Origin of the sequence: Aminobacter aganoensis (assembly GCF_014206975.1) — a bacterium.
Taxonomy (GTDB): Bacteria; Pseudomonadota; Alphaproteobacteria; order Rhizobiales; family Rhizobiaceae; genus Aminobacter; species Aminobacter aganoensis.
In genome coordinates this window covers 786738-799308 of sequence record NZ_JACHOU010000001.1, presented here as the reverse complement: position 1 = coordinate 799308, position 12571 = coordinate 786738, and the positions used below count along the sequence as shown (strand labels likewise).

At 63.6% G+C, this 12571-nt stretch carries 13 protein-coding genes; 11 read left to right on the top strand and 2 right to left on the bottom strand.

Features of this window, described 5'->3' with window-relative positions:
- The 4 genes from preA to GGR00_RS03925 all read left to right on the top strand — a co-directional run bounded on the left by preA (position 1) and on the right by GGR00_RS03925 (position 2803).
- On the top strand, positions 1–1314 hold the full coding sequence (gene preA, locus GGR00_RS03940; protein WP_055969887.1) for an NAD-dependent dihydropyrimidine dehydrogenase subunit PreA: 1314 nt from the start codon (positions 1–3) through the stop codon (positions 1312–1314).
- Positions 1315–1326: 12 nt separating this feature from the next.
- Positions 1327–1695, top strand: a complete 369-nt coding sequence (locus tag GGR00_RS03935) for a nuclear transport factor 2 family protein (protein ID WP_055969883.1) — start codon at positions 1327–1329, stop codon at positions 1693–1695.
- A gap of 119 nt (positions 1696–1814) precedes the next feature.
- Positions 1815–2348, top strand: coding sequence for an RrF2 family transcriptional regulator (locus GGR00_RS03930; protein ID WP_055969880.1), 534 nt, complete (start codon positions 1815–1817; stop codon positions 2346–2348).
- A complete protein-coding gene (locus GGR00_RS03925) occupies positions 2345–2803 on the top strand; it encodes a carboxymuconolactone decarboxylase family protein (RefSeq protein ID WP_055969877.1) in 459 nt (152 codons plus the stop codon). The genes GGR00_RS03930 and GGR00_RS03925 overlap by 4 nt, the downstream gene beginning before the upstream one ends.
- Before the next feature lie 66 nt (positions 2804–2869).
- Here the strand turns inward: GGR00_RS03925 and GGR00_RS03920 are convergent, their stop codons facing one another.
- On the bottom strand, positions 2870–3595 hold the full coding sequence (locus GGR00_RS03920) for an NYN domain-containing protein (RefSeq protein WP_055969874.1): 726 nt from the start codon (positions 3593–3595) through the stop codon (positions 2870–2872).
- 102 nt (positions 3596–3697) lie between these two features.
- On the bottom strand, positions 3698–4330 hold the full coding sequence (locus GGR00_RS03915) for a TetR family transcriptional regulator C-terminal domain-containing protein (RefSeq protein ID WP_055970613.1): 633 nt from the start codon (positions 4328–4330) through the stop codon (positions 3698–3700).
- Positions 4331–4569: 239 nt separating this feature from the next.
- On the opposite strand from GGR00_RS03915, the gene aptA reads away from it, so the two are divergent.
- The 7 genes from aptA to GGR00_RS03880 all read left to right on the top strand — a co-directional run bounded on the left by aptA (position 4570) and on the right by GGR00_RS03880 (position 12521).
- Positions 4570–5898 carry an omega-aminotransferase AptA gene (gene aptA, locus GGR00_RS03910; RefSeq protein WP_055969871.1) on the top strand — a complete coding sequence of 443 codons (1329 nt, stop codon included), beginning with the start codon at positions 4570–4572 and terminating at the stop codon, positions 5896–5898.
- A gap of 169 nt (positions 5899–6067) precedes the next feature.
- Positions 6068–7318 carry a Zn-dependent hydrolase gene (locus GGR00_RS03905; protein WP_055969855.1) on the top strand — a complete coding sequence of 417 codons (1251 nt, stop codon included), beginning with the start codon at positions 6068–6070 and terminating at the stop codon, positions 7316–7318.
- Between the two features lie 151 nt (positions 7319–7469).
- Positions 7470–8921, top strand: coding sequence for a dihydropyrimidinase (hydA, locus tag GGR00_RS03900; RefSeq protein WP_055969852.1), 1452 nt, complete (start codon positions 7470–7472; stop codon positions 8919–8921).
- A gap of 176 nt (positions 8922–9097) precedes the next feature.
- The gene (locus GGR00_RS03895; RefSeq protein ID WP_184117359.1) at positions 9098–9919 is read left to right on the top strand and encodes an ABC transporter ATP-binding protein; all 822 of its coding nucleotides are present in this window, start codon (positions 9098–9100) and stop codon (positions 9917–9919) included.
- Positions 9909–10463 carry a hypothetical protein gene (locus GGR00_RS03890; protein ID WP_156381061.1) on the top strand — a complete coding sequence of 185 codons (555 nt, stop codon included), beginning with the start codon at positions 9909–9911 and terminating at the stop codon, positions 10461–10463. The genes GGR00_RS03895 and GGR00_RS03890 overlap by 11 nt, the downstream gene beginning before the upstream one ends.
- 49 nt (positions 10464–10512) lie before the next feature.
- A complete protein-coding gene (locus GGR00_RS03885; RefSeq protein ID WP_055969846.1) occupies positions 10513–11391 on the top strand; it encodes an ABC transporter permease in 879 nt (292 codons plus the stop codon).
- Complete coding sequence (locus GGR00_RS03880) at positions 11388–12521, top strand: ABC transporter permease (RefSeq protein WP_055969842.1); 1134 nt, start codon at positions 11388–11390, stop codon at positions 12519–12521. Before GGR00_RS03885 ends, GGR00_RS03880 begins: the two co-directional genes overlap by 4 nt.
- Positions 12522–12571: the final 50 nt, after the last annotated feature.

Below are 12571 nucleotides of genomic sequence, written 5' to 3'. Positions count from 1 at the left end.
ATGGCAGACATTCGCAACAATTTCGTCGGCATCAAGTCGCCCAACCCGTTCTGGCTGGCGTCCGCGCCGCCGACCGACAAGGCCTACAACGTCGTCCGCGCCTTCAAGGCGGGCTGGGGCGGCGTCGTGTGGAAGACGCTCGGCGAGGAAGGCCCGCCGGTCGTCAACGTCAACGGCCCGCGCTATGGCGCGATCTGGGGCGCCGACCGGCGCCTGCTCGGCCTCAACAATATCGAGCTGATCACCGACCGCGACCTGCAGACCAATCTGCGCGAGATCAAGCAGACCAAGATGGAGTGGCCCGACCGGGCGATCGTCGTGTCGCTGATGGTGCCCTGCGTCGAGGAAGCCTGGAAGGCGATCCTGCCGGTGGTCGAGGAAACCGGCGCCGACGGCATCGAGCTCAATTTCGGCTGCCCGCATGGCATGTCGGAACGCGGCATGGGCGCGGCCGTTGGCCAGGTGCCCGAATATATCGAGATGGTGGTGCGCTGGTGCAAGCAGAACACCCGCATGCCCGTCATCACCAAGCTGACGCCCAACATCACCGACGTGCGCAAGCCCGCGCGCGCCGCACTTGCCGGCGGCACCGACGCGGTGTCTTTGATCAACACCATCAACTCGATCACCGGCGTCGACCTCGACAGCTTCGCGCCACAGCCGACCATCGACGGCAAGGGCAGCCATGGCGGCTATTGCGGCCCAGCGGTCAAGCCGATCGCCATGAACATGGTGGCCGAGATTGCGCGCGACCCGGAGACGGCGGGCCTGCCGATCTCGGGTATCGGCGGCATCACCACCTGGCGCGATGCAGCCGAGTTCATGGCGCTCGGCGCTGGGAACGTGCAGGTCTGCACGGCCGCCATGACCTACGGCTTCAAGATCGTGCAGGAGATGATCGCCGGCCTCGAAAACTGGATGGACGAAAAGGGCCACCGTTCGCTCGACGACATCGTCGGCCGCGCCACGCCCAACGTCACCGACTGGCAGTATCTCAACCTCAACTACGTCGCCAAGGCGCATATCGACCAGGACGCCTGCATCAAGTGCGGTCGCTGCCACATCGCCTGCGAGGACACCTCGCACCAGGCGATCACCAGCATGCTCGACGGCGCGCGCCACTTCGAGGTGATCGAGGAAGAATGCGTCGGCTGCAATCTGTGCGTCAATGTCTGCCCGGTTGACGGCTGCATCACCATGGAGCCGCTGGCGGTCGGAGCGATGGACAAGCGCACCGGCAAGCCGGTGTCGCCCAACTATGCCAACTGGACGACGCATCCCAACAACCCGATGGCCAAGGTGGCGGCGGAGTAGGAGCGGCAAGCCGTGGACGACAAGGGCGAGATTGTTGAACTCGCTCTTGCCTGGGCGGAGGCGATCGTGTCCAACGATGCCGCCGCCATCGGCGCCTTCATGGCCGACGAGTGGGTGATCGTCGGCCCCGACGGCGCGACGTCCAGGGCGGATTTTCTCGCCCTGGTCGCCTCGGGCGACCTGGCCCACGACGCCATGCACGGCATTGGCGACGCCAGGGTCGAGACCTACGGCGCGACCGCGCTCTACACCGCGCGGATGTTGAACAGCGGCCATTTCCGCGGCCAAGCCTTCACGGCTGACGAATGGACCACCGACGTCTTCGTCCGCCGCGGGACCAGATGGCACTGCGTACTCAGCCACGTCACCGGGGCCACTTAGGCCAGACGCATCCGACATCGAGCAGGCCTGCGAAAACGATCCTCATCCTTGGTTCATGCTTCTATTGTGGATAATAGATATCCATGATAACAGATATCCATGAATAGGAATGTGCGGTCATGAAGCTTGGCGACGGCGTGGAGGCGGCGATCCATTGCGCGGCGATGCTGGCGGGCGTCGAGGGCGACGGCACGCTGCCGGGCAATGCCATGGCCGAGGCCTTCGGCCAGTCGCCGAGCTACCTGCTCAAGCACCTCAAGGCGCTGACCGGCGCGAAGATCCTGGAATCGGTGCCCGGGCCGAATGGCGGCTACCGGCTGGCGCGTTCGGCGGAGCAGATCACGCTGCTCGACATCGTGCTTGCTGTCGAGGGCAGGGAGCCGGCGTTCCGCTGCGGCGAGATCCGGCAGAAAGGCGCCTATGCGCTGGACGCCTCGGCCTATGTCAAACCCTGCGGCATCAACGTCGCCATGCTCAAGGCCGAACGGGCCTACCGGACGGCGCTCGCCGAAACGCGGCTGTCTGACATCGTTGCCGATTTCACCGCGGATGCCGATCCGCGCGTCGTGGCCGCCAGTTGCGCCTTCGTGGCGCAGAACCAGCGGCCGCAGAGTTCCAAGACAAGAACGATCAACGAAAGGAAGATGCCATGAAGCCCAGGCTGAATTTCTACACCGCAGCACCCGAATTGACCAAGCATCTGGTCGCGCTCAACAAGGCTGTCGACGAATGCGGGCTCGAGCGCGGCCTGCTGCACCTGGTCAAGCTCAGGGCGTCCCAGATCAACGGCTGCTCCTATTGCGTCGACATGCACAGCCGTGAAGCCAAGGCGGACGGCGAAACCGAACAGCGGCTCTGGCTCGTCGCAGCGTGGAAGGAATCGCCGCTCTTCACCGAGCGCGAGCGCATGGCGCTTTCCTGGGCCGAGACGGTCACCAACATCGCCGAGGCCGGCGTGTCGGCCGAACTGTTCGCCGCGGCGCGCAAGCATTTCTCCGAAGAGGAACTGGTCAAGCTGACTGTGGCGCTGGGTATGATCAACACCTGGAACCGGCTGTGCGTGACGTTCCACGCCGTGCATCCGGTGGCCGAAGCCAGGGCTGCCTGAGCGGAACTGGCTGCGCCCGGCCTCGCACTTGTAGTTCGGCGGAAGTTTGTGGTGCTATTGCGAAGGTCATGGCGAGTGCTGTCTGCCATTTGTCCGAAGGCAAACTTGCATTGTCGCGCCGCTGCCCTTTTCAACGAAGAGACCGCAGGCCCTGAGATTTTTCAGGAATTTGCCTTTTCCGCAAAATGAGGCAGCGAGCGCTGGATCGGCTTTGCGAAGTGCGTTGGAAAGTGTCGATAGCACAAACCAATCGCTTACGGCCGACATGGGCTCTATCTTGTCCAAGGCAGCGAGGAGGCGTGCATTGCCAGGCGATTTCGACCCGGAGTGTGCCGATGTGGTGGCCGAGAGGGGTGCCTGCTTCGGCTCTGCGCCAAGTTCAAAAAAGGCAGTGTAGGCCTTTTTCACAGCGTCGTTGGTCTTGGCCTCGCCGATACCATGGACCTCCTTGGCAGATCCGACCAACCGGTGGATGAGGGGTAGAAAATCGCGGTCGCTGGATGCTATGCAAAAGGCATCGACAAGGTCGCCGTGGAGTAGGTCCATCGCATGGATCGTCATGGCCATGTCGGTCGAGTTCTTGCCCTTACCGCTGGAGATCTGGAAAACCGGCTCAAGCGCCATGGACTGGCATTGCTCGATCCACTCTGCGAGCCGGCCTGCGGAGAAGTCACCGAAGACCTTTCTGACTACGACGTGGCCCAGAGACCTGGCTCTTGCCAACATTTCCGGTGCCCGGCTTGGCGGCAAATTGTCGGCGTCAATCAGGAGTGCAATCCGCAGGGTGGCCATCTAGTCATCCAACTCAGGCTGACGAGAGTACAATCCGATTTTTCAATATCTGGTTGCATGCAACGACAGCATTTGAACGAAGCCGCAAGATGCCGCACCGATTCAGCTTTTCGGCCTAAGTCCTTCGATGAACAGCTGTTCGAGGAAGCGGGCGGCGTCTTCGAAGCGGCCTTCGCCGCCGCGGTCGGGGCCGAGGACGGCGCGGACCTGGACGTCGAAATCGGCATAGTGCTGGGTCGTGGCCCAGATCGCGAAGATCAGGTGCCAGGGATCGGCCTGGACGACCTTGCCTGATCGCATCCAGCCCTTGATGACGTCGACCTTTTCGTCGACCAGTGTCTTCAGCTCGCCTTCGAGCATCGCCATGATGCGGGGCGCGCCCTGCAGGATCTCGTTGGCGAAGAGCCGGCTTTCGCGCGGAAAATCACGCGCCATTTCGAGCTTGCGCCTGATGTAGCCCCGCAACTCGGTCATCGGGTCGCCGATGTTGTCGAGTTCCTTCAGCGGCGCCAGCCAGGTTTCCAGCAGCCGGTGCATCAGCGTCTCGTGGATGTCTTCCTTGCGGCGGAAATAATAGAGCAAATTGGGCTTCGACATGCCCGCCGCCTCGGCGATCTGGTCGATGGTCGAACCGCGGAACCCATTGGTGGAGAACACCTCCAGCGCCGCTTCGAGAATGACCTCGCGCTTCTCTTTCTGGATGCGGGTACGGCCGCGCGGTGTCGAGCCTTCCATGGTTATGGCGTCCCGCATTGGAGGGTGGACGGAGATCGTATCTGGACCAATCCGCTGGACCAGTTCTTGCCGACCTGTGGAGCGCGCCTCAGAAGCCGCATTTCCGGTAGTAATCCCTTGACCGCCGAAGCGGCGGTGCTAACGTTTGTCCAATCGGTCAAAAAATTGCGTAACACAAAAACGCACCGAAGACCAAGCGTTGGCCGTACCGAAACAGGGGAAGAAAGGAAAGCTTGGTCATGTCGGACAGGCTAAAAGTTACGCCCAACGATCTCAGCGCATTCTGGATGCCGTTCACCTCGAACAGGCAGTTCAAGCAGGCGCCACGCATGATGGTTGCGGCCAAGGACATGCATTACACATCGAGCGACGGCCGCAAGATTCTCGATGGCACCGCCGGTCTGTGGTGCGTCAATGCCGGCCACTGCCGGCCCAAGATCACCGAGGCGATCCAGAAACAGGCGGCCGAGCTCGACTACGCGCCGGCTTTCCAGATGGGCCACCCGATCGTCTTCGAACTGGCCAACCGCCTCGTCGACATCGCGCCGCAGGGCATGGACCACGTGTTCTTCACCAATTCCGGTTCGGAATCGGTCGAGACCGCGCTGAAAATGGCGATCGCCTACCAGCGCGTGAAGGGCGAGGGCGCGCGTACCCGCCTCATCGGCCGCGAGCGCGGCTATCACGGCGTCAATTTCGGCGGCATCTCGGTCGGCGGCATCGTCACCAACCGCAAGATGTTCGGCACGCTTCTGGGCGGCGTCGATCACCTGCCGCACACGCACCTGCCCGCCAAGAACGCCTTCACCAAGGGCGAGCCGGAATATGGCGCGGAGCTGGCCGATGAGCTCGAGCGCATCGTAACCCTGCATGACGCCTCGACCATCGCCGCCGTCATCGTCGAGCCGGTCGCCGGGTCCACCGGCGTGCTGATCCCGCCGAAGGGCTATTTGCAGAAGCTGCGCGACATCTGCACCAAGCACGGCATCCTGCTGATCTTCGACGAGGTCATCACCGGTTTCGGCCGTCTCGGCACGCCGTTCGCAGCCGATTATTTCGGCGTCGTCCCCGACATCATCACCACCGCCAAGGGCGTCTCCAACGGCGTCATCCCGATGGGCGCGGTGTTCGTGAAGAAGGAAATCCACGACGCCTTCATGACCGGCCCCGAGCACATGATCGAGTTCTTCCACGGCTACACCTATTCGGGCAATCCGATTGCCTCGGCCGCGGCACTGGCCACGCTCGACACCTACAAGGAAGAGGGGCTCCTGACCCGCGGCGCCGAACTCGGCGCCTATTGGGAAGAGGCGCTGCATTCGCTGAAGGACGAGCCGCATGTCATCGACATCCGCAACATCGGCCTGATCGGCGCGATCGAGCTGTCGCCGATTGCCGGCGCACCGACCAAGCGCGCCTTCTCGGCCTTCGTGAAGGCGTTCGAGCGCGGCGCGCTGATCCGCACCACCGGCGACATCATCGCGCTGTCGCCGCCGCTGATCATCACCAAGGGCCAGATCGACGAACTGATCGATCACGTCCGCGAGGTGCTGCGGACGATCGACTGACCAACGGAGCTTGAACCCGGAGGGCGTCCATGCTCTCCGGAGACGGCTCCGAGAGACAAAAAGGGGTCCCGTCCGTGGATGGGGCTCCGGGCGAAAGCCACCGAAGGAAATCCGGCGCCGGGAACCGCTGGGTTTCCGGGCATAACAAGAGAATGAGAGGACGTTGGCCATGGCCGCCCCAGGCGAGAATCTGCGAATCAATTCAGACCGTTTGTGGGATTCGCTGATGGAGATGGCGAAGATCGGCCCCGGCATCGCCGGCGGCAACAATCGCCAGACGCTGACCGACGAGGATGGCGAAGGCCGCCACCTGTTCAAGAAATGGTGCGACGAGGCCGGCCTCGAAATGGGCGTCGACGAGATGGGCACGATGTTTGCCCGCCGCGAAGGCACCGATCCCGCGGCGCTGCCGGTCTATGTGGGCAGCCATCTCGACACCCAGCCGACGGGCGGCAAGTTCGACGGCGTGCTCGGCGTGCTCGGCGGGCTCGAGGTCATCCGCAGCCTCAACGACCTCGGCATCAAGACCAAGCATCCGATCGTCGTGACCAACTGGACCAACGAAGAGGGCACGCGCTTTGCGCCGGCCATGCTGGCTTCCGGCGTGTTTGCCGGCGTGCTGGAGCAGGACTGGGCCTATGCACGCCAGGATGCGCACGGCAAGCATTTCGGCGATGAGCTGGAACGTATCGGCTGGAAAGGTTCCGAAAAGGTCGGCGCCCGCAAGATGAAGGCGTTCTTCGAGCTGCACATCGAGCAGGGGCCGATCCTCGAGGACGAGGAGATCGAGATCGGCGTGGTGACCCATGGCCAGGGGCTCAAATGGCTGCAGGTGACGCTGACCGGCATGGAAGCGCATACCGGCTCGACGCCGATGTACAAGCGCCGCAACGCCGGCCTGGGCATGGCGCGGGTGACCGAACTGGTGCACGAGGTGGCGATGGACTACCAACCCGACGCCGTCGGTGCCGTCGGCCACATGGAGGTCTATCCCAACTCGCGCAACATCATCGCCGGGCGCACCGTCTTCACCATCGACATCCGCTCGCCGGAAAAGGAGGTGCTGGATGCGATGGACGGGCGCGTGCGCGAGGGCATCGCCACCATCTGCGAGGCGCTCGACATCTCCTTCGAGATCGAGCAGGTCGGCCATTTCGACCCCGTTGCCTTCGACACTGATTGCGTCAAGGCGGTGCGCGACGCCGCCGACCGGCTCGGCTACAGCCATCGCGACATCGTCTCGGGTGCCGGCCACGATGCCTGCTGGATCAACCGCGTCGCGCCGACGGCGATGGTCTTCTGCCCCTGCGTCGACGGGCTGAGCCACAACGAGGCCGAGGAAATCTATCCCGAATGGGCCGCCGCCGGCTGCGACGTGCTGTTTCATGCCGTGGTCGAGACCGCGGAGATCGTGGAGTGAATTGTTGGACCGACATTGCCGCGCAGGATGGCCTTTCCCCCAAGGGGGAAGGGCTGCTTGCGCTTTGCCTGTGCGGAGTGCCTGTCCTTATATGATCTGAAAATTTGCCAAAGCGCTCGGAAAGAAGCGTGGCAGCAATTGGGGAACCAAAATGACCAAAGTCATCCGAAACGGCACCATCGTCACGGCGGACCGGACGTGGAAGGCCGACGTGCTGGTCCAGCATGGCAAGATCGTCGCCATCGGCGAGAACTTGCATGCCGACCACGAATTCGACGCCACCGGCTGCTACATCATGCCGGGCGGCATCGACCCGCACACCCATCTCGAAATGCCCTTCATGGGCACCTATTCGGCCGACGACTTCGAGAGCGGCACGCGCGCGGCACTCTCCGGCGGCACGACGATGGTGGTCGATTTCTGCCTGCCGTCGCCGGGCCAGTCGCTGCTCGAAGCGCTGCAGATGTGGGACAACAAGACCTCCAAGGCGTGCTCCGACTACTCGTTCCACATGGCCATAACCTGGTGGGGCGAGCAGGTGTTCAACGAGATGGCCCAGGTCGTCGACAAGGGCATCACCTCGTTCAAGCACTTCATGGCCTACAAGGGCGCGCTGATGGTCGACGACGACGAGATGTACTCGTCGTTCAAGCGTTGCGCCGAGCTCGGCGCGCTGCCGCTGGTGCATGCCGAAAACGGCGACGTGGTGGCCCAACTGTCGGCCAAGCTTCTGGCCGAAGGCAACAACGGGCCGGAGGCGCATGCCTATTCGCGGCCGCCGGAAGTGGAGGGCGAGGCGACCAACCGCGCCATCATGATCGCCGACATGGTGGGCAGCCCGCTCTATGTCGTGCATACTTCCTGCGAGCAGGCGCATGAGGCGATCCGCCGGGCCCGGCAGAAGGGCATGCGCGTCTATGGCGAGCCGCTGATCCAGCACCTGGTGCTCGACGAGACCGAATATTTCAACAAGGACTGGGACCATGCGGCACGCCGGGTGATGAGCCCGCCCTTCCGCAACAAGCTGCACCAGGATTCGCTGTGGGCCGGCCTGCAGGCGGGGTCGCTGCAGGTGGTGGCGACCGACCATTGCTCGTTCACGACCCAGCAGAAGCGCACCGGCGTCGGCAACTTCACCAAGATCCCCAACGGCACCGGCGGCCTCGAGGACCGCATGCCTGTCTTGTGGACCAAGGGCGTCAACACCGGCCGTCTGACGATGAACGAGTTCGTGGCGGTGACCTCGACCAACATCGCCAAGATCCTCAACATGTATCCCAAGAAGGGCGCCATCGTCGAAGGCGCGGATGCCGACCTCGTGGTGTGGGATCCCAAGCGCAAGAAGACGATCGCGGCCAAGCACCAGCAGTCGGTGATCGACTACAACGTCTTCGAGGGCATCGAGCTGACCGGCCTGCCGCGCTTCGTCTTCACCCGCGGCGAGCTGGCGATCCAGGAGCACGAGATCAAGGCCAATCCCGGTCACGGCGAGTTCGTGGCCCGCGAGCCGCATGCGGCGGTCAACCGGGCGCTGTCGCAGTGGAAGGAGATCACCGCGCCGCGCAAGGTCGAACGCACAGGCATCCCGGCGACGGGCGTGTAGACGCGCCTGCGCGCAGGCAATCTCCGTGTACCGAACAGGGATGGCGGCCGCGCCTTGCGGCCGCAAGGATGGCGCCGGAACGACATCCGGCTTCAAGGCCAGCAAAAACATCCCGATCAAGTGGACGCCTGCCTCATCTTCGGAGAGGATGGCATGATGTGGGGTAAAGTCGGGCAATGCTCATGACAGTCAATCAAGCCACGGCGACGAGCGTCGAACGAAACGCCGTCGTCGAAGCCAGACAACTGGGGCTGACCTTCCAGACCAATGACGGCCCGGTGCGGGCGCTGTCGGACGTCAATCTGACCATCAACAAGGGCGAGTTCGTCTCCTTCATCGGGCCTTCGGGCTGCGGCAAGACGACGTTCCTGCGGGTCATTGCCGATCTCGAGCAGCCGACCGAAGGCAAGATCTCGATCAACGGCATGTCGCCCGAGCAGGCGCGCGAGGCGCGGGCTTATGGCTACGTGTTCCAGGCAGCCGCGCTGTTTCCGTGGCGGACGATCGAAAGCAATGTCGGGCTGCCGCTGGAGATCATCGGCCTGCCCAAGGCCGAGCAGCAGGCGCGCATCAAGCGCACGATGGATCTGGTCAACCTCTCCGGCTTCGAGAAGAAATATCCTTGGCAACTGTCCGGCGGCATGCAGCAGCGCGCCTCGATTGCGCGAGCGCTCGCCTTCGACGCCGACCTGCTGTTGATGGACGAGCCCTTCGGCGCGCTCGACGAGATCGTTCGCGACCACCTCAACGAACAGCTGCTTCGGCTGTGGGCGCAGACCAACAAGACGATCTGCTTCGTCACGCATTCGATTCCCGAGGCCGTCTATCTCTCGACGCGCATCGTGGTGATGTCGCCGCGGCCGGGGCGGGTGACCGACGTGATCGAGTCGACGCTGCCAGCGGAAAGACCACTCGACATCCGCGAGAGCCCGGAGTTCCTGGCGATCGCCGCGCGCGTCCGCGATGGGCTCAGGGCTGGGCACAGCTATGACGACTGACATGGGGTTCGAGGATCCTCGTACGTCGCGGATTACAACTTCGAACATCAATGGCGAGGTTATCTTGCGCGTGCCTCCCAGCCGTAACGCATTTGGGTTGGCCTTTCTGCTGGTGTGGCTAGGCGCGTGGACTGCCGGCGGAGTCATGGCGTTCAATCAGCTCGGTGTAGCGCAGGGTGGGGCACAGGGTTTTCTGCTGTTCTGGCTATGCGCATGGGCGTTGGGCTGGATTGGGGCCGTCGGCACTCTCGTGTGGCAGATTTTCGGTGCCGAGGTGATCGGGGCGACCAGCGTTGCGTTGACGCATTCCTACCGGCTGCTCTTCTGGTCGCGCACACGCAGGTTCAATCCGGCCTCCATCACAAAGCTCCGCTGGAAAGAGGGGAGTGGATCACAGTGGAGCCGCCAAGGGGATCCGTCTTCAGTGGCCTTCGATTACGGCGCGAAGACAATCCAGGTGGCCAAGGGCGTAGACTCCGGCGAGGGTGAATACATCGTCAGCACCCTTCGGCAGCGGCTTGGCCTTGAGAGGGCGCGCCCATGAACATCAAGGAACCTAAGATGTGCAGCCGCCAGCCTCGGGAGGTCCACTGATGGATCGCCTCAGAGACCGGGTCGTTCCCGTCATCACCATCCTCGTGGTCATCGTGGCCGCCTGGTATGCCTTCGCCGTCTACATGAACGCGCCGTTCCAGCGCGATCTCGACCGGCGGGCGGGCGAGACGCCGACGACGATGGAATTCATCGGCAAGACGCTGTCGCAGCCGAAGCCGACCATGCCGGCGCCGCACCAGGTGGCGCAGAATTTCTTTGAAAACACCTTCCTCAGGAAGGTCACCAGCGCGCGCAGCCTCGTCTACCATTCGTGGGTGACGCTGTCGTCGACGCTGCTGGGCTTCACTTTCGGCACTGCACTCGGCATCCTGATCGCCGTCGGCATCGTGCATGTCATCGCGCTCGACCGCTCGCTGATGCCGTGGATCATTGCCTCGCAGACGATCCCGATCCTGGCTGTCGCGCCGATGATCATCGTCGTGCTGGCGGCGATCGGCATCACCGGCCTGATCCCCAAGGCGCTGATCTCGACCTACCTGTCGTTCTTCCCCGTCGCCGTCGGTATGGTGAAGGGCCTGCGTTCGCCCGATCTCATGCATCTCGACCTGATGCACACCTACAATGCGAGCAAATCGCAGACCTTCTGGAAGCTGCGCGTGCCGGCCTCGGTGCCGTTCCTGTTCGCCTCGATGAAGGTGGCGGTGGCGGCAAGCCTCGTCGGCGCGATCGTCGGTGAGCTGCCGACCGGGGCGGTGGCCGGCATCGGCGCCAAGCTGCTCGCCGGCTCCTATTACAGCCAGACCATCGACATGTGGGCAGCACTCGTCGCCGGCTCGGTGGTCGCGGCCATGCTGGTTGTGCTGGTGGGGATCGTCGGCAGGCTTGTCGAACGTTCGATGGGCGGGAGGCCGGCATGATGAATTCCAAACCCTCCTGGCAAGTCTTGCTGGCGCTGGTGCTGTGCGCCGCCGCCATGGCGACGATGCCGATGCTTGCGACCGAGGCCACGGCGCCGATGTCGAACGGCATGTCGTCGCTTGTCATCGGGCTCGTCGCGTTGAGCGGCGTGGCCTCCTTCGCCATGTTTTCCGGCCTCGCCAGCGCTGCCGTGCTTTTCATCGGGGCGCATGGGGCCGCGTGGCTGCTGATTGCGGGCATCTCGGGCAATGAAGGCATGGCACGCACGCCGTACTTCCTGCTGCTGACCGCCGCGTGGCTGCTGGCGTGGCGCTGCGTGGCGGTGCTGTCGGCTCATAGGCCGGTGTCGCAGCAGGCCAGGACGTTGCTGCGCCTGGTGATCCCGGCGATCTTCGGCGCCTGGATCCTGATCATCTGGGAAGCGGTGACGCGCGGGGCGGGCATTCCCTTCATCCTGCTGCCGCCGCCGAGCGCGATTGCGGCGCGCATCGGCGCCTCGCTGCCGACGCTTGCCGCCGACGTGCGCCAGACGATCTTCAAGGCTGTGTTGTTCGGCTACATCGTCGGCTGCGCGTCGGGTTTCGCGGTCGCGATCCTGGCCGACCGCGTGCCCTTCCTGCGCAAAGGGCTTCTGCCGATTGGCAACATGGTGTCGGCGCTGCCGATCATCGGCGTCGCCCCGATCATGGTGATCTGGTTCGGCTTCGAGTGGCAGTCGAAGGCGGCCGTGGTCATCATCATGACCTTCTTCCCGATGCTGGTGAACACGGTTGCCGGCCTCGCCGCATCGGGACACATGGAGCGCGACCTGATGCGCACCTATGCGTCCAACTACTGGCAGACGCTGTTCAAGCTGCGCCTGCCGGCGGCAGCACCGTTCATCTTCAACGCGTTGAAGATCAACTCCACGCTGGCGCTGATCGGCGCTATCGTCGCCGAATTCTTCGGCACGCCAATCGTCGGCATGGGCTTCCGCATCTCGACCGAGATCGGGCGCATGAATGTCGACATGGTCTGGGCGGAGATCGCTGTTGCGGCTCTGGCCGGTTCCGTCTTCTATGGCGTGGTCGCCCTGATCGAGAGGGCCACCACTTTCTGGCATCCGTCTGTCCGTGGTGGGCGGGCGTGACCTGAGCTCCTTGGGCGGGGCCGCGGTCCAACTTCAGAGGGAAAAAGAAG